At 38.8% G+C, this 22,079-nt stretch carries 14 protein-coding genes; 8 read left to right on the plus strand and 6 right to left on the minus strand.

What is annotated here, in order from left to right:
- Positions 1-7 precede the first annotated feature (7 nt).
- Together FJR11_RS22830 and FJR11_RS22835 are read right to left on the minus strand one after the other, a co-directional pair.
- Positions 8-1,666, minus strand: a complete 1,659-nt coding sequence (locus FJR11_RS22830; RefSeq protein ID WP_168507911.1) for a hypothetical protein — start codon at positions 1,664-1,666, stop codon at positions 8-10.
- Positions 1,667-1,681: 15 nt separating this feature from the next.
- Positions 1,682-3,910 carry a CHAT domain-containing protein gene (locus FJR11_RS22835; RefSeq protein ID WP_254444832.1) on the minus strand — a complete coding sequence of 743 codons (2,229 nt, stop codon included), beginning with the start codon at positions 3,908-3,910 and terminating at the stop codon, positions 1,682-1,684.
- Positions 3,911-3,980: 70 nt separating this feature from the next.
- Here FJR11_RS22835 and FJR11_RS22840 point away from each other — a divergent pair, with 70 nt between their 5' ends.
- The 5 genes from FJR11_RS22840 to FJR11_RS22860 all read left to right on the plus strand — a co-directional run bounded on the left by FJR11_RS22840 (position 3,981) and on the right by FJR11_RS22860 (position 12,074).
- Positions 3,981-6,410, plus strand: coding sequence for a caspase family protein (locus FJR11_RS22840; protein WP_168507913.1), 2,430 nt, complete (start codon positions 3,981-3,983; stop codon positions 6,408-6,410).
- Entirely contained in the window at positions 6,410-9,211 is a 2,802-nt protein-coding gene (locus FJR11_RS22845) for a hypothetical protein (protein WP_168507915.1), read from the plus strand. Before FJR11_RS22840 ends, FJR11_RS22845 begins: the two co-directional genes overlap by 1 nt.
- 328 nt (positions 9,212-9,539) lie before the next feature.
- Positions 9,540-10,397, plus strand: a complete 858-nt coding sequence (locus FJR11_RS22850) for a chromosome partitioning protein ParA (protein ID WP_168507917.1) — start codon at positions 9,540-9,542, stop codon at positions 10,395-10,397.
- Complete coding sequence (locus FJR11_RS22855; RefSeq protein WP_168507919.1) at positions 10,369-11,175, plus strand: hypothetical protein; 807 nt, start codon at positions 10,369-10,371, stop codon at positions 11,173-11,175. Before FJR11_RS22850 ends, FJR11_RS22855 begins: the two co-directional genes overlap by 29 nt.
- 245 nt (positions 11,176-11,420) lie before the next feature.
- Positions 11,421-12,074, plus strand: coding sequence for a DUF6753 family protein (locus tag FJR11_RS22860; protein WP_168507921.1), 654 nt, complete (start codon positions 11,421-11,423; stop codon positions 12,072-12,074).
- Here FJR11_RS22860 and FJR11_RS22865 read toward each other — a convergent pair.
- Both FJR11_RS22865 and FJR11_RS22870 read right to left on the minus strand, forming a co-directional pair.
- A complete protein-coding gene (locus tag FJR11_RS22865) occupies positions 12,063-12,758 on the minus strand; it encodes a LuxR C-terminal-related transcriptional regulator (protein WP_168507923.1) in 696 nt (231 codons plus the stop codon). The genes FJR11_RS22860 and FJR11_RS22865 overlap by 12 nt on opposite strands.
- A gap of 405 nt (positions 12,759-13,163) precedes the next feature.
- Positions 13,164-13,598 carry a helix-turn-helix domain-containing protein gene (locus FJR11_RS22870; RefSeq protein ID WP_371417612.1) on the minus strand — a complete coding sequence of 145 codons (435 nt, stop codon included), beginning with the start codon at positions 13,596-13,598 and terminating at the stop codon, positions 13,164-13,166.
- A 559-nt stretch (positions 13,599-14,157) separates the two neighbouring features.
- Between FJR11_RS22870 and FJR11_RS22875 the strand changes: the two genes are divergently transcribed.
- The 3 genes from FJR11_RS22875 to FJR11_RS22885 all read left to right on the plus strand — a co-directional run bounded on the left by FJR11_RS22875 (position 14,158) and on the right by FJR11_RS22885 (position 21,033).
- Positions 14,158-15,351 (plus strand): hypothetical protein, encoded by a 1,194-nt coding sequence (locus FJR11_RS22875; protein ID WP_254444833.1) that lies wholly within the window; start codon positions 14,158-14,160, stop codon positions 15,349-15,351.
- A gap of 188 nt (positions 15,352-15,539) precedes the next feature.
- Positions 15,540-16,262, plus strand: a complete 723-nt coding sequence (locus FJR11_RS22880; protein WP_168507929.1) for a hypothetical protein — start codon at positions 15,540-15,542, stop codon at positions 16,260-16,262.
- Between the two features lie 514 nt (positions 16,263-16,776).
- Positions 16,777-21,033 (plus strand): PriCT-2 domain-containing protein, encoded by a 4,257-nt coding sequence (locus FJR11_RS22885; protein ID WP_254444834.1) that lies wholly within the window; start codon positions 16,777-16,779, stop codon positions 21,031-21,033.
- Positions 21,034-21,136: 103 nt separating this feature from the next.
- Here FJR11_RS22885 and FJR11_RS22890 read toward each other — a convergent pair whose 3' ends face one another.
- The gene (locus FJR11_RS22890) at positions 21,137-21,466 is read right to left on the minus strand and encodes a transposase family protein (RefSeq protein ID WP_254444835.1); all 330 of its coding nucleotides are present in this window, start codon (positions 21,464-21,466) and stop codon (positions 21,137-21,139) included.
- A 182-nt stretch (positions 21,467-21,648) separates the two neighbouring features.
- On the minus strand, positions 21,649-22,079 hold a 431-nt coding region (locus FJR11_RS22895), incomplete at its 5' end, for a Uma2 family endonuclease (protein WP_168507931.1).

Consider the following 22,079-nt stretch of genomic DNA (forward strand, 5'->3'; position numbering starts at 1 on the left):
ACATAGCTTACTCCTTTGTTATTTGTCTCTCCTCTCCTGGTAAATTACTCAAACTCCGACTAGCAACATCTGCACTCAATCCCCAAAGTATCAATTCCAAATAATTAGAAAAGGGGTCAGCACCAAAGGTCATCCCCTTTTCTACATACAAAGCGCGTATCCCTACTAACGATAATCCTACTAACAACGTTAAAGATAACAGTGGTCGCACAATCCAGAGTGTTGTTTCTGCTCGTAATTCATTAGATACTCCCGCGATCGCTATTAAAAGTTGGCGTAACCACGCAAACCTAGCTGATTTAGTTTTCTGTACCTGTGTAGCACGTTCAGCAGATGTTATGGCCACAGCAGCTTCATTCGCAGCTGCTGTCAAACTAGGATCAGGTTGTTGATCTGCTCCCATCATCACATTGCTGAGTTTGACAATACTTTCTTGTATATGTTGCAGCATTTCTTTAGCTTTATCATCGTTCTCAAATTTAATCCACTTTCGGGCTTCACTGATTTTGGTTAATATTCCGTCGTCACCACCGACATCAGGGTCTTGTTCCATACCTTCTAACTGCTGTTCGATTTTTCGCAGGCTAGTTAAGCAGTTAAGACGCTCTTTAATCTTGGCTAAATCTGTGTTCACTGTTTCTAAATCCATTTGAGTAACAGAACTGCGGACTTTATTAACCATTGGACTGAGAATTTCTTGGTCTTGTTGGTCAACTTTATCAATCATGTTCTCTACTTCGTAGACTTTCGCCAAAGCATCCGATTGGGGAATCCCCTTCTCTTGCATATATTTGAACAATCTGCCCAGAACAATACCCACCAATAAGACTAAAATTGGCATTGCTGGGCCAATACGCATACTTAAATCCACTGGAATCGACAGTCTGCCCTCTCGACCTTCCATTGTCAAGTAGACTGCCCCCGTATATCGGTCGGGGGGAATTTGCGATCGCTCCCACTTCAAAGGTAAACTAATAATTTTATTGGCAGCTAAATTCTGGGGACTTAGCGGGGGTTCTACCTCGGTTTTAGTAATTTGATAGTCAGTTTGCTTCCCTTGTAAAATTATTTCAGCGCTGGTAAGAAACACAGTTGCTTGATTGGGGTTATCTAAATAAATGAACCGTTGATTTTGGAAAGCACTGGCGGGAAGTAATAGATGAGCTAAACCACAGTCCCAACTGCATCGGACTAATTGCAACTGAACTTGTTCTGAATCTTTTACAGGTACTAATGCAGGTCTAGCTTTTGCTTTTACTGTTAAAGGAATCACCAAAGCCTCAGACCGCTTTTGGCTAGGTAAAAGTATTTCAATCTGTCCTTGATAAGTTCCTGGTAGCTTTACACCATTGAGCTTTACCTGAAAATCTTTTGGTAAACCCGCTTCTAGCTTACGTTCCCCGATTAACTCTACCTGCTGACGACCAATTACCTCATCTCCTTCTTTCCGCTGCAAGTCTGAAGGTAAGAATGTCCAAGCTGTGATACTCCCTCCAGAGGCTGTTAACCGGATGTTGCTAATCAAGGCATTATCTTCCCCAAGCCAACCTTTAACTTCTAAAGGCTTGTCTTTGGCATCAACTTCAATTTTGACATTAGTTTGAGCAACAGCAGGAGCAGGGCAAATGAGTAAAATCAGGAGTGCAGCAGTAATCCAGCGTTTCATAAGTAGGTTAAGTAGTTAATGATGGGCGATGTCTACGGGCGGTTGCGCCAACGTACGGGCTAAAGCAATCTCGTAAGGAGCATACAATGAATACACTAAACCCAAAGGATTAAGGTTTTGCTGAAGCATTTCTCTCCGCACTGTCAGCATAGCTTGTCCTAAAGGTTCTCCGCGAAATACTCGCTTGAGCAAGGTAATGGCATAGAATTCTGCAAATAATTCTGGTACAGGGCATTCCGTACCAATTACGCCACTAGCACCAGCCGAGCGAAAGTCATCAATTAAGCTGATGTAACTCTCCGGGCTATAATCCGCAGTAGCGCAGCCATTGAGTAAGACTAAAGGGCGATGCTGCCAGTTTACCTCGCAGGCTTCAAGAAAATTACTATAAATTTTGTCATCGCTCAGTTGCAAGTAAGGCAATTGTTCAATTTCATCTATACCGCCATGACAATAAAAGTACACAATATCTAAGTCAGAACTGTGGTTTGCCCAAATCATTTCCAGGTCATTAATTTCTTTAGCTATTAGCATTTCCACTGAGCCAAGTTGTTTAATTTTAGATAAATGGTTTTGCCAAAATCTAAATTGTTCCCTGACGTTGAAATTGATATACAAAGGTTGATTATTGGCAATTTGCCATACAAGGCTAGGCGTTTGAGAGAGTTCGCCACTTGTCCAAGCCGGAATTTGCTCAATAGCATAGCGGTAGCCCCAAAAAGCATGGGGACAAACAACCTTGTAATTATCTTTAAAAGGGCAACCAGTACAGTCTATGTCGTGATTGAGAAATTCTTCGCAGACATGAACTTCTTTACTGGTCATTACCTTACGCTCATATAGCAACGCCCAAGGGATTGTTGCTTTTCCCAGTCCTACAATTGGGTTAATCGGGTTAACTTGGATGACACTATCGGGTTTCAATGCGGCGCGTAATTTTTCGCCATTATCTTCACCTAACGTTCGACCTTTGTTTTCGGGGAGTAATGAGCGATATAAATATCGTCCAGCATCAGCTAATTGAGGTAGCCAGGTATTCAGCAGCTTCATATCGCCTTGGGTTTTACTCTTATAACCCTCTTTTGTAGAAGCCATTGAGTGTAATTTTTGCCGCACTCTGGCGATCGCACTTCCCAACCCAGATTGTAAATTTGTATTATAAGATACTAATTCTTGATTTCCCTGTGTCCTATCCAGAAAACGTAAGTCAGTGCTACCATCTCGTGTATCAACTTGTACATCTACAGTTAAGAATCGCTCAGGCAGCAGTGCGAGCTTTTCATGAGTCAATAAGTCGATGGTAGTAAAAGTAATACTAGCAGTTTGAGGTGGGCGCAGTGACTCTGGTATTTCTGCCCCGGCTACGGGGATGATGAGGACTGCAAGTTGCTTTGACTGGAGCAAATATCCGCGATATAACAAGTCCACCTGAATGTAGCCTCGACCTTCAAATAAGTTAGGTTTAACGGTGAACTGGACAATATCTGATGCACCACTGCGGGGTAGGATTAGCTTTTTGACTGTTGCATCAATGTTAAAGTCTTTAGAAGCCACTACTAAATCTAGAGGTAGAGATTCCGAGTCATTCCACACCTGTGCCAAGGCTTGATCTGGAAAGGGAATCGGCTCAGTCTGTATTCCTTTTCGTTCCGGGCTGATGTCTATAAGCAAGAAATAAGTCTGTCCATGAATTAAAGGCTCGCTGGATGGAACAGTTATCAGATGGCGTAGCCCCTCGCCGGCATCATCAGAGTAAGCAAAGTAAGTATTTAAAAAACGGTGGTTCTTAGTAAATTCATCAATATTTTGAATAAAAGTTTGCTGCTTTACCGTTTTGTCTGGCTGATCGGTGTTAAATATAGTACCCGTGAGTCTGATAAGTAAATCAGATTGGACGTTACCTTTAAACCCACCGTCAAAAGTTTTTACCTCTTTTGACTCTCCAAAAATACCCTGTTCTAATTCATCGAGGCTAGGAAGAAATTCCTGTGGGATTTGACTGTTTAAAGCATCTAATTTTACTTTGTTATACTGGAAAAAGCGATTTAAAACGGAATTCATCTGAATTATAGCCGTCAACTGTTCTTCTATAAATTCCCAATCATCAGAATCAGTCAGTAGCTGTAGTTGCCGTCCTATATCTTGCAAAAGCGATCGCTCATCGTTAGTCAGAGAAACTTCCGGTTCTCTTAGAGCCAATAAGAGAGCCAGTAATACCTTGTTGACAGAGGAATTCATAGACATAGTTTGCATCTTTGACAACGTAAAACAGTCAATTCACTTAAAATCAATTTATATAATAATTTCATATATCATGAGAAGAGATGCACTTGTCGTCGGTATAAATTTGTATCCTTGTTTAAAGGATACATCAAATAGCAAAGCCAAACACTTAACAACTCCTGCGGTAGATGCCGAAAAAATCGCTCAACTTTTAGAAGCCGATCAGGATTTTCGGGTGATCCGACTTCCCGAAAGTAGAATAAATGGTAAATTCCAGGTTGATCCGAATAAATCAGTCTCTGCTGATGAATTATTAGAAGCTATTACCAAGCTATTTTTACCATCAGAAGATTTAGACACAGCACTATTATTTTTTGCTGGACATGGGTTACAAAAGCCTTTGGGAACTTTAAAACAAACGCTTTTAGCAACTAGCGATGCTAATCCTCAGTTAAAAAAGTGGAATGGTATACTTCTGCGAGATTTATGGGAAATAATCAAGCAGAGTTATGTTAAAGAGCAAATAATCTGGATAGATTGCTGCTATGGCGGTGAATTGCTGAATTTTAAAGAAAATGAATTTCCCAATGCACACAACCGTTTTTTAATAGCAGCTTCTCACAGTTCGGAAGTAGCTTACGAGCGATTCGATGGTAAACATGGTGTACTCTCAGGAGCGCTCATTGAGGGACTTGATTCTGAAAAAATTGACCATCACAGTTGGATAACAGCCCGTACTTTGGGAGCTTTTGTAGATACCCAACTAAAAAAATATTACGCAGAAACAAAAATACCTCAACAGCCACAAATTAGAATTCCCGATCAAGAAATCCGACTGGTTAAAGGTAGAGGTCAGCCTAGCGTTAATCAGCGATCAGACACCAATAAATCTCAGTTTGATTTATCTGCTTCTACAGAAACCAAACCTGCTCTCTCTCATTGTTCGTCTGACCTCGAAAAGTTGCAACAAGAAGCAGATTATGTGCTAAATGATATACGAAGTGATATTGGTGGTTTCAAGCTTGACCGAACTGATCTAATTGCTAACGCTCAAAAAAAGATTTTAGAAGCATCAGTAATCGAGATAGTTGGTTCATCTGGGGTTGGTAAGTCAGCCGTATTGAAAACTCTTGTTGAGTATCAACAAAAAGAAGGTCAAGTTGTAGTCCTTTCAGGAGATCGTATTGCTGGGACAGGTTGGAGTAGTTATGCTGGCGCTCTACAACTCAAACAGCCGTTAAATAAACTTATTTTAGCATTAAGCATAAATACTCAACCAATTATTTTTATTGATGGAATTGATCGCATTACTGAGACGGGTAAACAGACTGTTATAAAAGATTTGTTTTATACATTAGCGGAAATTCCACTCAGTGAAGATGGTTCTCGGCATTGGAAAGTTGTGTTCTCGACACGGGAAGAAAATCTTCGGGAAGTTTATAAATGGCTTAACTGGCAAGCACTAGGAGAGCCAGTAAGGTTGGAAGTACCAGAGTTAACTCAAGCAGAACTCCAAAGCGTCGTCGAACATATTCCTCGACTCAAACCACTACTATCTCTTAGTCAGCTTTCGCCTATTCTTAAGAATCCGTTGATGTTGAAGCTTCTGGAAGACCCACGTATGCTTCCCAATCTAGAAGACTTACCACCTATTGCTACGGAGATTGAAGTAAGTAATGTGTGGTGGTCAAGAGTTGTCATTGGACAAAATCCTATTATTGGTGAAGGTAGAGAACAAATACTCACAAGTCTAGGTGAAAAGGCTGTTAAGTCTCCCGGAACTAGGCTCCGCATCGAAAATGCTAATCCAGAAGCAGTTGTTTCTCTAAAACAAGATCGGATTCTTATTCAAGATATTGATCGGCGATTATTTCGCTTTGGTCATGACTTACTTGAGGACTGGGTAATGCTTCGTGTAATAAATGAATATCGAGAGGAACTGCCTGCTTACCTCAAGGAGTTGGGTGAACCTTTCGGTTTATTGAGAGCTGTTCAGTTAGTGGGAGTCGCTCTCCTGGAAAGTCATGTCACGGCTGAATTTTGGATAAACTTGATTGAACAAGTTGAACAAGCTTCGGAACTTTCTCCTAGATGGCGGCAAGCGTTACTAACTGCACCTTTAGTATCTCCACGTTGCAGTGAATTGCTTAATAAAGCTGAACCAATACTCATAGCGGATAATGCACGGAGGCTTATCGAGTTGCTTGTTGCGCTACGAACCTTGGAAGTAATGCCGAACTTTTCACTAATGTATCTATTTACAAAAGCAGAGCTAGAGTCAAGCGATCGCGTGATGCCGATTTTAATGAGTGATCCAATCCCACGATGGTCAGTATGGGAACCTTTCATGGGGTGGTTGCTAAAGCGGATCAATGATTTACCCAGCAGTATTCGTCCAGAAGTTGTCAAGCTAATGGAGATTTGGCAAGTCAAGTCACCAACAGGCTCAATTTATCGAAAGGAAATTGGTGAAATAGCGATCGCATGGCTTAAAGAACAAGAAGCAAGCAGAGGTTGGTAATGTCGAAATATCACGAATATGAAACCAGTTTACATAGAATAATCCTGTACTCAGCAGATGTTCTGCCAGAGCAAGTGGTAACTTACCTCAGCGAACTTGCTAAGTCTGAGAATGACGAAACAAAAAAGGAGGTAATTTCTAAAATTCAAGACTTTAAGCCTCTTGTTGATTCAATTCCCAGAGAATTTGTTGATTTTGTAATCAGTGTGCTAATCCAAAAGCCAGTTAAACCGAAAAATCACCCTCATATTCCTAGAAGAATCACTAGCTCACTAGAAGATAGAAACTTTGGTATAAACGATATCTTAAATTTCATCCCGCCTGCACCTATTCAAGGGCCATTCTTTTTTCTCTTACTTAATCATGAGGATGAAGGACTACGGCTAGTCCATGCTCTGACCAATGCAGCATCAGAAAAATGGCGTAAATATAAACAGCGACAAGAAATTGACCAACCTAAATTGACTCCTTTACCAGTCACTATTAATTTACCCTCTGGTTATCGTGAATTTTGGGGCGATACTCAAGTTTATTGTTGGTTTCGAGGAACAACTGATGGACCATATACTGTAATTTCTGCATTGATGGCATTAGAAGAGTGGATGGAGAGACAGATTGAAGCAGGTCGAGATGTTGAAGCTCTTTTTGAGAAGGTGTTATCTGGGAGCAATTCTGTTGCTGTACTAGGTATTTGCTTAAGTATGGCACTTGCTTATCCTGAAAAATGTTTAAAAGTAGCGTTGCCAATTACCATCTGTGCCCATATTTGGGAAATGGATATAAAACGCCTACTCGGTGATAGAAGAAATTCATTAACATCTCTTAAAGCCTGGGAATTTGACAACCGTAATGACTGGCTTTACGAAATCCTTGAAAGGCGGAATAAAAGACCACAGCGTTCGCTGGATGTTAGACATTTAGCAATGTACTATGTTTTGTCGAGTGATGACTTTTTAAGAGTTGAATTTGAGCGAGCAGTTAATAAATTTACAGAAAACCTTCCTTTTCGTTATCAAGAACAAAAATCAGATCCAAACGCTCTGGCTGATCTCCGAGAAACAATGGAGAATTATCAAGTATTTGGGAGGATAGAAAATTATCGACAACAGCAAGTGGGTAAATATCGAGGTATTTACGTTGAGCCTCCCGAAGAAATAAGAAAACGTAACGAGGAGCTTCTCGCTCCTAATGTTGAATTGGAACGTTGGCTTGGTGTGTACTTATGGACAGAAGAGACTATAAAAAATAGTAAAGCACATGAAAGAATGACTTTAGAAGAGGCTGTTGCCGCAGCTAAGGAATTACAAACATCTGAAAATTTTGCTGAAATGGAGCCAGAAGATATTCATGCTCCTATTACTCGTTTTCAAGTAATAGTTGGTGTTGCCGCAGCTATTCTCATTGCAGATTTTGATTGGTCAAGAACACAGAATCATTTGGAGTGGAGTGGTGCTATTTTACTTGCAGCGGCTCGTATGCCTAAAGCATCCATGTATGATATGTCCCCGTCTAGCGTAAAAGTTTATGCTGGACGGAGTTTAGCTTTATTGATTGCTCATGGTATAGCAGATACTGAAGTACGGCAACAGATTCTCCAGTTAATAAGTGAGTCAGTAAGGCACTTTTCCGATGCTGGAGAAGTAGTAAAAGCAGTATTTATTGGTCTAGGAAATGCCTGGAATATCGATCCAGTATTATGTTGGAATTTATTAAGCCTTTGTCTCTCGCTATCTGTAATTCCTGGGGAACTTTACTATGGAAATCGTGTTGGGCAATTTGAAACCAGCTTTGAGGAGTTAGAAACTTGGGAAGACAATGTAATTCAGAATCATTTTGATTATTTAGCAAAAGATGAAATACCGGATTTACCTAGAATTCCTACCACAAAAAATATCGTTTTTGTTCATGGTAAAACTCAATATGGACTTTATGCTTTGCCACTTACAGAACTGTGTCGAGACCTCAATATAAAAGATAAATTAATTCAGCTATGTAACGATTTAATAGCTCGAACAATTGTAGACAACTTGCCAGTGAAAGATAAAAGTTATTCCCAGACTCATAAGCCCTATACGTGGAATCCTTTTATCTTTAATTGGGCAGCATATTTAGCAAAATTTCTAAGTGTTGAGGAAACTCATCAGCAAATTTGGACACCACTGCGAGACAATTGGTCTCAGGTTCCAGAACTGACAGCCTCTCTTCTGGATGGATATATCAGTCATCAAATTGCTTACATTGAGGGTCCGACCGCACAAGCTTTAGAAACTTGGAAAGAAATTTGCAACTGGGTATTGGATAGTTCAGAAATTGCTAGAGAAACCAGTTATGACTACCTTGATCGGGATACTGAGGAAGTATTACAACTGATTATCTTTACCCAGGATAGTAAATCTCGTATTAAGGAAGATTGGCAGCACGCCCACCTTTTTATTGATATTTTTGATAAGTGGGTTAGCGTAGCTGGTCATCATCCTTATGCCTATAGCCATCTTCTTACAATGCTCAACGGTATTGGCCAGCAGTTTGCACCCGAACTAACACTTAAATGGTTAAATCGATGCGCGGATAATGCCGTTCATGACATTTGGAATGAACAGCGTGGGAATGGGAGACGGACAGCCGAATTATTAAACCGTATTTGGAGCAGTTTTGAGCGGCAGATTCGTAATGATAAGGTAATCCTAAAACATTATTCTAATTTAGTGTATCAATTGGTAGAAGCTGGTATTCCTCTTGCGAGTGTACTTCGACAACAGTTAGAGAAGCGAGGAAGTTCAGAACGCTCATCATCTTTGTGAACTCAAAGCTTTGGCGGAAATCGAACAAGAGCTAAATCAATGAGCAAGTTGTTGCTTTTAGCTTGTAATTACAAATTCCACTTAATCGCTGATTGGAGTGGAATTTGAATTTAGGAATAATCAACTGTAATAGAATACATCAAAAAGCCTACTATTTTACGTCAAATGATAGTTTATCAATGAGTAAATAAATTGTAAAAATACAACTGATGCTTTCATAAACTTGAAAATTAACTGGAGTTAATCGTAACTTAACTTAAATAAAAACTAGTTTATCTCTTCCATTACCAGAACATCTTCAAAGTTGAAGCAAATCATTGCTTAATTTATGACTAGAAAAAGGAAGAACCCCACCGTGAATGAAAATGAACAGAATCCAGCAAATGAAGAAATTACAGAAAATCAACAAACTACAGAAAATCAACAGTTAGAAACAACTGAACAAACAGGAAGAATAGTAATTATCACAGGAGATAAAGGAGGTGTAGGTAAATCCACATTTGCAAGGGGATTACTACATTTATATATCAACAAACAGCTAAAATATTTAGCTTATGACTCAGATCATCGTAATGCCCAATTGTATAGACATTACGACTCAGCACAACCTGGAGTCAAGCTACTTGATATTTTCACAAGAGGTGGTGCAGATGACTTACTAATAGACTTAGAAAAAGAACTTCCCCCACTGGTATTAGTAGATTTACCAGCCCAATCAGGTCTATTTTTTGAGAATTTTGAGAAAGATTTAGGTGTATTTGATGCTGTCAAAGGCTTAGGATACAAAGTCACAATGGTGAGTGTACTATCTAGGGTAAAAGACTCAGTAAATATATTACGAATTCTTCACAAATATTGTGGCGATCGCGTTGATTATGTAGTTGTAAAAAATCTGTTCCACGGTGAAGCTGATAAGTTTGAACGCTATGACAATTCAGATACTCGTACCACACTTTTGGTAGATGGTGCGGTAGAAATTAAAATGCCAGATTTGTTTTTCAAACCCTATGACTATATTGATGAAAAGAACTTGACTTTTAGTGAAGTTTTGGAAGATAAACAAGCCAACATTGTCATTAAATCTCGTGTTTCAGCTTGGTTGAAAGAATTTGAGCAAAGCGTATTGAATGCTAATGAATTATTGGGGATAAAAGAAAATGCAGTCACCACAGATCAAGCCGCATAGCCAAAATAATCCAGGAATTATCCCCAATCCTAAACGACTGGTAATGACAGTTGGTGATGCTAGAGTAGGTAAGTCAACAACAGCACGTTTGTTGATAGAGATTTATCTAGAATCACAACTAAATCTCAGAGTTTATTACAGTGGTAATCGCAATAAGTTATATGCTTATCAGCTATTATTACCTATTGCTCAATTGCCCTTAACACAAGGTGGTGCAGACCAATTATTAATTGATTTAGAGAGTTTTTCTAATGTGCAAGTAGCTCTGAGTGATTTACCCGGACAAAGTTTTGAAGAATTTCGACAATTTGCCGAAGAAGTTATGCTGTGGGATGCCATTTCTCAATTAGGTTATCGTATCACTTTTGTGCATCCAATTTCTTATCGGAGAGATTGTACAGATTATCTACAAGAGCTTTTTAATTGTTATGGAAATAAAGCAGACTACATCATTATCAAAAATCTGTATTTTGGTGATGAATTTCCTTACTATGATGGTTCTGATATTCAACAGCGTATCCAAGCGAGTGGAAACAATGAATTATATTTGGGTAAGTTATGGAGAGATACTTATGAATTATTAGAATCTCTGGATTCACCTTATAACTATGCCCTCCAAAACTCTGAAATATATTTTATGAACCGTTCTCGTGTCTTTAACTGGATGGAAGAATTTAGTGAGCAAATTAAGAATAATAAACATATTGGAGAATTATTGGGTTTATTAAACATTACGTCCTCATTGGATTTACCCAACCAATTAATTAACGATTTCTAAGTTTTAACAACCTACAAAAATCAGAAGTCAAAAAAATTAGAGTTTAGAATCAACCTTTAAAGTTTTTATAAAAATTAACTCTTAAATATTAGTCAATTACTAATTTGACAACAATTATGATTCTTGATTTCTTAATCATTGCATTTTAGTAAATAACTAAAATATAAGATGTGTGGAAAATTTCAGGACAATAAAAAATTGACACATCATCTCTATCAAGAAACTTAAAAAAGGCACATAAACTTATGAACACCTCTGTAGAAGCTTCTTTAGATACAACATTAGCAGGACAATCAGATCATTTTAAACAGAAAGTTCTTGACGTAGTAAGACGTTCTGGTATCAATCCTAAAGACCCATTGTTTTTGGTATTAAGTTCCCTGGGTAAATTTGAGGTCTTAATGGAAGACATTCCCGGTAAACTTAATACTGTAGTCGAGGGTTGGACAACAGAAATAGATGACAAACTTGATAAAGCATCAAGTGTAGCCATTGTTCAACAAAAAAGTGCGATCGCCAAAGCAGCATCAACCTTGTTGAGTAAAACCGAGCAAAAAAAATCTAGATCCGTCTTTAGTCCTTTAATAGCCACTGCCCTGGTATTATCTGGTGTGTTTGGTGTTGTTATGCTGGCTGGTAATATATTTTTTATTTGGAAAGGTAGAGGGTTAACAGAACCAGTTCGCTTAACTGGAGAAGAACAAGAAACTTTGAATTGGGCTAAGTCAAAAGACGGAGAATTTGCTCGTCAAATTATGAAATGGAACGATTTTGATTTGAGTGTTTGTCGAGCTAAAAAAGCTCAATTAAAAGGCAGATGTATGATTTGGGTTGTGAATAATGACGAGCGACAACGTTATCTAGAGCAATTAAATCAAAAATCAAAATCAAGCCGTTAAACCAATTTCGCCCATTTCAGGACTATCTATGAGTCCTTCTACAATTGCTTTCGTAGCAGCTTGAGCGCGGTTCTGACAATCGAGTTTAGTTAAAATGCGATGGACATGAGACCTCACAGTACCTACACTTAAAAAAAGTTTGTCGGCAATTTGATTATTTCTATCACCAATAGCAATCATTTGCAAAATCTCTAATTCCCTAGAACTAAGGGAATATTGCCGGCACACTCGTTTTATTTTTAGACTGGGAGTAACTACTAATTGTTGAAGTTGAAAATTTTGAATTAATATTTTAGCGATAGCAGAATCTAACCAATTTCCTCCTTTGTGTGTCAGATAAATAGCTTCTGCTAACTTTTCTTTAGCTATCGTCCTTGTGCAATATGAATCTGTACCTGCTGCGAAAGCTTCTCTAACAGAGTCTTCCATAGCTTGAGCATTAAAAATCACTATCTTAGTGCTTGGTGATACTTGTTTAATTTGTTTTACGACTTCAATACCACTATCATCTGAAAGATGCAGATTAACAAGAGCTATATGTGGAGTATAAGTTTTTATTAATTTGAGTCCAACTGAAGCTGTTTCAGCTTCCGCACAAATCTCGATATCATGAGCAGCAGTAAGTAACACATTGATACCATATCTACTCAACTCATGGTCATCGATAATTACTGTTTTTATCATGTTGTTCACCTACTATGTTTGCGGTTTCTTCTGATTTGGCAGTATTAATGATGATATCTAGAAATGCTAACTTATCTATTAAGTTAGATAGATGACAAATATATTAATTTAATATTTTCTTAAGATTTACCCATAGAGTTAATTCTATGGGTGTGTTAAATAATCATCAAAAAGGGGAAATTTAAATAATTTCTATACCAAACAACAGTCTAAAGATAGATTTTTAGAAAATTTTCAGTGTTTAGACTGGATGGTATAACAATTTTTGTATCTTCCTTACGGCTTAGTCGAAAGATAGATTTGCATGAACAAAATACAAAATTATTTTTTATACCTTTTGATAGGGATGAAATTTAAAAGGTTAGGTATAATATGTTTATCACCGATGCTCTTTTTATTTTCTGTTCATGCTGTTTTTGCTGCTAAAAAGTTCGCACTTCTAGATATCACATCCAAAATATCTGCTGGTTCAAGCAGAGTAATTTGTGCCAAAACTTCCTGTTTAATATCCTCAACAGGACGATTTTTAAGATTTCTGGCATAATTCAATGTACTATTTTCGCAACATTCACGGTAGCTAGATAAGGATATATGACCATCCAAATACTGTTGCAACAATTCACTATCTCCACCACTGACTTGTGCCAGACGAAAGAAATTTTTAGAGTCAGCTTCAGGAACAACTTTCGCTTTTAACCATCTGTATACAGTTGTGGCATCAACACCTATTCTTTCAGCTAACTTTTTTTGAGTCCAGCCTTCTTGTAGTAACTGTTCAATTAACTGAGCTAATCGTTTTTGACGTTCTTGCATAGTAGAAAACCTGGTTCTACCAGTTATAAAATTTACTTTTTATCCCACTTTATATTTATCTGATTTCATTGGCGGATTCAAATAATTCATGTCTAATCGCTGAATTTATTTTACAGTAAGGATTTTGGATGAAATAACCTATAATTCTCGGTTATTGTTTTGGTGTAGAACAAAAAACCTCAAACAAGGTTGAAACCTTATTAAATCCACGATCCTAACCGCTACATAAAGCTTTTAGATTTTTGTGATCCATTCACCAACGGTCTGCTTATTTTGGCACAAGAGTTTCGCAAGGCTCAAAGTGGATAAGACTTGCTTACTCATTTTATTCACTAATTTAAGACTAAATCTCTTTCCTTTACAAGAGTTTGAGAAAAATAATCTGAAAAAGTGCTGACAACAAGCCGATCAAACATTTTGGATCACATCAGAAATTAAATTATTAAGAAATAATAAGTAATCATGCAACTTAAACTGCATTATGCAACCATAATTATTGCAGGGTGCAGAAGTTACAAAATGTACTTTAGAAAGCATCCGTCAACAAACAAGGTGTCATCGCTACCAAAGGAAAGTTATGACGTATATGACGGACTTCAATCAAACTTCTATTAGTGGAGGAGAGAACCAAATAAGGTCATCCTCTAATTCTACCGTCTTTTTGGATACACAAAATTTTACTTTTATCCAAGCCCAAGATAGTGATCCAATCGGTTTGGAGACTAACTCTGAAAAAAATCAGGCTGATAGTCAAAACCTATCGAATATGGAACATCAGTCCCATGAAGCTGATAGCTTACCTGGTGGAAAACGCTCTGGTTTCGAGGATGAATCATCCACAACCCTAGAATTAGGTACTTTAGAAAGCAGAATTGAAAAGGGTTTAAGAGCTTTTTGGGACATCGGACAATCTTTGGGTCAAATTCGAGATAAACAGCTTTATCGGCAAAGTTACAAAACCTTTGATGAATATTGCCTTAACCGTTGGGAAATGTCCCGACGATCTGCTTATCGCTTGATACAAGCTGCATTGGTTTATGAAAATGTGACCCGTGGATCACAAAGTTTTGTAAATGTGATCCATGGATCACAAAATCCTGAAACTGTAACTCGTGGATCACAAAGTTTTGTAAATGTGACCCATGGATCACAAAATCAAATTCTGCCTACGAACGAACGGCAAATCAGACCCTTAGTAACACTACCCCCAGAAAAACAACGCGAGGCTTGGGATAAAGCAGTTTCTACAGCCCCTAATGGAAAAGTTACATCTGATCACGTTGCCCAAGTAGCCAGAGAGTACCACCGAGAGAACTCAGCAAATAAATCTAGGCAAAAGCATTCTTTTGAACAACAACACCAATCAACTGATAATTCTGAGGAATCATTAAACCGTAGTTGCTGGAATTGCCGTCATTCTAGTCAAGAGTTGATCAAAGATGATCATCAAAGTTTTTATTGCGATCGCTTTGGTAAGTTAAGTTTTATTGAGAAAAATGGCAACGAACGGGGTGCAGAATGTGAATACTGGACTTATCGTTTTGGAGAATCATCTGAAGTCAGAAATAATTTAGTTCCCTTACGAGAAACTTTTAACCTGACTTTACAACTGCCAGCATACTTACAACCATTAATACAAGATGCTGCTAAAAAGTCAGATTTAGCAGTAATGGAATGGGTAGCAAAACTTGTGGAAGAGGCAATTTCCAAAAAGAATTGTCCTCAAAATAGAAATATTCACCAAAATTTTATAGATATTACAGTTTCAGAAGTTGCCTGATATTCAAAAAAAATGCTCTTGTGGAAGGAGAAGGAGAGTAGGGAATATGAAAAAAAACGCAAGGGGAAGAGTAATTTTTCCTCTTCTGTACACACAGCCCCTCTAATTCTTCTGTTTAAAATGCCGTATCAGGCGTTAGGATTTGTAAAAGAAGTGCTATTTTCACACCACTAGTTTTTAATGTTGTAATGTTGACCGTGAAAGACCCACCTACCGATTTTCAACTTCCGCCGCACAACGAAGCGGCTTTAGAGGGACTTAGGGAAGCAAAAAACGTTGATTCCACTATTGCTCTAGCAGCTAGTGGTTCAGCAATTGCTACAGGTACAATCACCCCCGCCGGCTGGTTGCTTTTCGGCTTGGCTTACAAACCGTTGGTTAGGGTGGAAAAGATTGCGCGGCTGGAAAATTTAACAACTGTACTGTTGGAGGAGTTTAAAGACAAGGGAATACAAGTTTTTCCAGTCCTGCAAATTGAAGATAAGAACCCTATTGACTTGTTCATCAGGTTTCCACGCAAAACCCACTTGTTTATCTCCATTAGATCAAAAGGAGACAGAGAGATTGTCTACAACGAAGCGAGAGAGGTTTTGCAAGTCAAAAAGAAAAAAAAGAGTGGTTTAGGAACTTGGGAACCATGCCCTCTAGTTGAATTAGGAGATTACAAAAGCTGGCTTGACAAAAATAGAGCCTTATTTGGGATGTCCTCCCGTGAAGCTCAAAAAACACCCACAGCCAAAGTTTTAGTTTTATGGCCTCCCACTAAAGCAGTTGAAGATCACAAAGAACATCTTTATACTGAGGTAGGAAATATGAAAATTCTAGCTCTTAAGAGAAAAGGTACTGCTTTTGTGATTGAAAAGGAGGAAGTAATCGAGTTTGTCACAGCTTGGTTAGCGAAGTACGAATAGATTAAAAGGCGAAAACCCCACGTCCTGCTAGGACAACGAGGTTTTCAAAATACTACATTCCATCATCGGAATTGGAGCGGGGTATTGGGTTTCGACAGCCTAATTTTTATATCCCTGTTAGTAATCTTATCTCAAAAAGTTGAGATGTAAAAGCAGAAGAATACTGATTTTACAAATAAATTAGGATTTACGCAATTACAATGCTTTCGGTGTACCCAATTTAGTAAGCAAGCTTAAGCTACAAGCAGCGTCTTTCAACGCTTAATCGTTAGCATAGTATGGGGCAAATATTAGCTCTGCTAAAGCGCACCGTCTCCAACAGGAGAAGCAAAGACAACGTAAATATCGCCGGAAAACAATGTCAAACCCATATTGTTTGTACCCCCTGCGTAAGTCCTAATAAAGCAACATTTCAGGAATTTTATCTTCTTATCTTCCTGAGTATGTGTGTAAAAGATTACTAATACGGGATTGCTCCAATTCCTCCAACACACTTACTGGAGGATTGGCTATCATGTCTCAACAACAATTTAATAATGAGTTAGAAGCGAAACAGCAATTTAATAACTCATCAGAATCACAAAATCAAAACGCTCAACAACAATTTAATAACCAATCAGAACCGCAACAAGCAACGGTTCAACAGCAATTTCACAACTCATCAGAATCACAACAGCCCTACGTTCAACAGCAGAAGCAGGGGGAAAGAGAACAGGCTTTTGCTGTGAGCGTAAGCCGAACGGGAGCAGGGGGAATGTCTCCTTCTTCGCTGACATGGAACAAAGTGGAACAGAGGTCACAACCCAGCACTTCTTTGAGTCGCTTATATGCAGGTGCGGTACAATCGCCGTTTGAATATCCCGTTGTCCCTCCTTTCCCTGCACAACAGTCTGTTTTTAAATCTAATACCAAGATCGAACAACAGCTAGAACTGCAAGAAAAAGAGGCAAGGGAGCAGGGAGCAGGGAGCAGGGGAGACGATACCCTAAGAGAAGCTGGCGCAACAGATGGGGATTCGACACTTCAACAAAGCTCAGGGACTACCCCACCTGGACGAGAACCAGTTTGTAGAAGTGGGGGACTCAAACCCATATTCCGCTCCGTTTTACCGCAGAAGGAAAGAGTCTTTTCTCCCTGCCCCCTGCCCCCTGCCCCCTGCCTGTTCGTTGAACAGACTCCATTTACACCACCATTACAACCAGAGCCTATCCAGAACGACAGAATCAAATTCGCATTTAACGCCACTGGTAAAGATAAAAACTGGGATTTTCGGAAACTAGCAGCCAACTTCCAAGACAGAACAGGTACTATTTGGGATGTAGCTAGGCACGTAGAAGAAGGACACGCCTTATGTGCTGGTTTACTTGGTGGTCAATGGCGGAGTAAATCTCATATAATTGGTTCTCAGTGGTTATTACTAGATATTGATAACGCCGACACTTGGAAAGATGCAAATGGTAATCCATTAGATGAAAATGGTATACCAATCAAGATTAATAAAGCTTGGGTAGATATTAACGGTAATGTGATTGAAAAATCAGATGGTAGACAAGCCAAGAAAATCTACCAACATCAGCTAAATTTAGACGAAGCAATAGAACACCCGTTTATCAAACAATATTGCGCGTTAATCTACACCACAGCCAGTCATCAACCAGGTTGGGATAAATTTCGTTTAGTATTCGTATTACCTGAATATGTTCAAGGTGCAGAGACAGTAGAAGTGTTAACGCGCTACTTAATGAAGCATCTGCCCCATGACCCCGCCTGTAAAGATGCTTCACGGGTGTTTTATGGCAATAGCCAAGCCACATTCCCCTTAATTCAACCTCATGTCAGACTACCGCAATCTTGGATAGATGAAGCTGTCACCACTGCTTTTCAAGAAAAAATTGAATACGAGCGCCGATTAGCAGAAATTACAATCCGTCGGCTACAATTTCAAGAACGGGCAGAAGCTAATAACTGGGATATTGATCAGCTAATTCAACAAGCATTAACTTATATTCCCACACGTAGTCCTGGTAGCAACAACTACAATGAGTGCATAAACGTATTAATGGCACTAACTTCTCATTACGGTGCTGTAGATGCGGAAATTATAGGGGAACAGTGGAGTCCTTCAATTAAGGGAACGAGTTGGAATATTCGAGACAAAATTAGGAGTTTTCGCAGTCGTTCTGGTATATCAATTGGTACGCTATTTCACATTGCTAAACAGTATGGGTTTAGATTTCCCACAGTTGAACGGAATATTTTTAATAGTAATTACCAAGATCAGGAATTTAATAAAAACCTACACTCCAGCATCACAGATCCCATAATCAGCAAACAAGAATGGCTTGCTAAACACGGTATAAAGAGAGACTTTCAAGAATTTATCCAAACCTTAATCACTGTCACTAATAAAGCTCAACGGTTAATAGGTAATATAGTTTGCCCAATAGAACCAACTATACTTGTCGCCAATAACAACCTCGACGTTGATATTTGGTTTACCTCAAATCAACGGACTCACACTTATGTAAATGCAATCAAATCAGGTCATAAATTCATCTTAGATTTATCACACGCTGGTGCTGGTAAATCTTATACGGTGGGGGAATTTATGCCAGAACAGTTTGGGGTCAATATGCTGTTTTACCTCAGCAACGAACATCGTAACCCCACTGTAGCAACTATTGAAAACTGGACTGATTTACCAGTCCGTCACGATGGACTAGTGGCAGATGCTAACAAACTCACACCGTTAGGCAATCCCCAAGTCCACTGGCCTCAATTAGGGGAGGAAACCAATGTTGAGGGAACTTGTCCTTTGACACATTTATTTAATGCTCTGGCAAATAAAGGATATAAAAAAGAAACATCCGCACAAGCCAGTCTTAATCCCATCTGCAACGGTTGTAAACTCAGAGCTAATTGTGCGGGTAGAGATGCGGATGGTAATGCCCTGCCAAGAGTCAATGGTTCTACCTTCCGACGTGATAGAAGGGAGGCACTAGCATCTAAACGAATTCGTGCCAATATCAACTCCTTACCTCAAGCTACAGATATGATTGAGATGAAAGGAGGTGGTTTTGTTGATGAAGCTTCCAGACAAATACAACCTGTGGAATTCATCAGGGTTAGTTCCAAAGATTTTGACTCCTCGATGATGGAGGTACAAACTCTATTACCCGCAGTCTATGACAAAATCAAAGGTTTCGTTCTACCACTGCGGGGACTGCTAACTGGAAACATCCCCCGGGTTCAGGAAACATATCATGGGTACAATGATGAATTAATCCGGGCTTTATTAGGGGCAATTCCCACAGATATACCAGAAATTATTGCCGAACTGGAAACTATTGCTCCAGATATTGAGGAATTGGTACAACAAGCTGATAGTATTACATTGGATGGGGTTGATAAATGCGATCGCGAATCTGTCAGCAGAAAAACCTTGAAATTAATTCGTAGTCACCTCAATAAACAAGCTGCTCAGGAAACTTACAAGAATATCGAAAATTTACCTGTGAGATGGTTAATTCCCCTGCTAGAAATCATTGGAGAGATTAAACCAGGAGCATTACGGGTTAAGAACAAACATTTAATTATTGCTACTAAAAACAGCCGTCATGTTGATGTTCTCAAAGCTTTTGAGTTTGTTTTCTTGATGGATGCTACTACTACCCGTGACAATATGGCTATGCAGTTGGGGATTAATCCAGAAGAAATACTGGTGATATCGGAAATCCCCCCTGATTATAGTAATCTGACTATTCACCAAATTACGGGTTTTGGCTTGCTGAATAAAGACCGTAGTGAACCGTTAAAAGAACGAGTTACAGCACTGCGAAAGGAATTAGATTTACGTCATGATGGCAATATTGCTTACATAGACCACTTGGCACATAAAAACAAGGGTGATGGATATTGGTTTGTTGATAATCGCGGTAGTAATGCTTATGAAAATAAGCAAGCTATTTGTAGTTTTGGTACTCCCTATCAAGATATTGGAGCGTCGGAGCAAGCTTATATAACTTTAACGGGAGATAGAAGTGTTACTAAGGAAAATGAAGCTTTTCAAGAGGTAATTAATCATTTAGTTCAGACTGAGGTTGTGCAGTGTGTAGGTAGAACTAGAGCTAATCGCAGGACGGAGCGGGTAACTTATTATGTGGTTAGTGACAAAGATTTATCCTATTTAGCGGACTATTACCCTAATGCTAGGTTTATTAAGTCTGATGCTGTTGATATTTGTCCAGATGCCGGAACGGAAATCCAACAGACACGCAAGGGCATATTAACAGCATTCAAGCAACTAGTAGCAGAAGGGGTGACAGATTGGCAGCAGGTTCGTCAGGGGGTATTAGCTAAAGCTGCTGGGATTTCTCAACCGTGGCTCAGTCAAGTTACTCAGAAGTATTTGGGGGGGTGGAACAGCTTTAAAAAATTATTGCTACTCCTATATAACTCTCTTTATAGGGTTAGTAATAATTCTTTGGAGGTTTTGACAAAGGAGGAACAGTGGTTTATTGATGAGTATTTACCTCTGCTTAAGTATGATTGTGAAGGCGGGGGTGAATCGGCGGAAATGATCATTGAAAATGTGATCACGTTTAGTGAAGATATTGGCTGGCAAGGGTTTTCTAGGGCTGTGAATGCAGCGACGATAGAAATTAAAGCTTTTTTAATTGCTTGTTTGATATCTGTGTTGCCGCAGGAGGTTCATGATGAGATTAAGCGGTACTTGGTTTTGCACTTAGTTAAAGTAGAACCTGAATATTAAGTTTCTACTTAAACCACCTGATTTTTTATAGTTGGAATAAAGCAATACGATATTGCGATGTAGCTTGCTGCTCTTTTTTAGGAGTGGGAGCAATTTCTTTTTGTTAAAAAGAAGTATATTGCCGCATAGCCCAAGGTGCGGTTACATTGGTCAACCTTTCTGTAAAAATACGCCGTTTACACAAACTATTGATGCAAAAAAACTTCCGCACCCTTAACTGTAAAGTAATGCTGTAGTCAGACCAGGGTAAGTCTGCTAAGAGGCGTTCATAGCGACTATGAATTTTATGCGTTGGTTGGTTATAAACTGGACAATTAACTACTTTACTGATGGCGGAAACAATCAACTTTATCTGACTTTTTATCTTGTTAACTTGGCAATTCTCAAGTTTCAGATTGGTTGAATCTGGTAATAGGTGAGTTAGCACCGACATAGGGCTTACTGAGGCTTATTCCTCAAATGTTTGATGGAATGAAGTTTGAAGTATCTCAATTATATCTTTCTTCCTTCCTTTCTTTCTTCTGCCTTCGCCCAACCAAGATCACTAAAAGTTGCCAAGACCCAACTTATGGTTCAAGTCGCAAGATTAGCGATTGTCTGAAATGATTGAATTGATTAAGATTCTGGTGTAAGGTTTAGACCTCGATAAACTTGTTCAATGGGGAAGCTGAGATTGATGCTTTTTAGTTCAATGGTGTCACCTTCTCCATAGTTAATAATCATCCATTGTCCTGCATCATTTTTGTGATACAAATCTATTTCCATTGCAGTGGAACTAACCAATAAGTAATCTTTCAAGACTGGGTTATTTTGATACATTCTGAATTTGCCGCCTCTATCGTAGGCTTCGGTAGTTTTTGAGAGAACTTCAATGATTAAACAGGGGTAGGTAATATATTGGGTTGTGGTTTTATCGCGATCATCGCAGGTGACGCTGACATCGGGATAGGTGTAGTTATTTGTGCCAACAATATTAACTCTCAGGTCTGAGTTACCTGTTATGCAACTACTAGCGTCTAAATGGGTATCAACCATAGTTGTAACCC

Source organism: Anabaena sp. UHCC 0187, assembly GCF_009712035.1.
Classification (GTDB): Bacteria; Cyanobacteriota; Cyanobacteriia; order Cyanobacteriales; family Nostocaceae; genus Dolichospermum.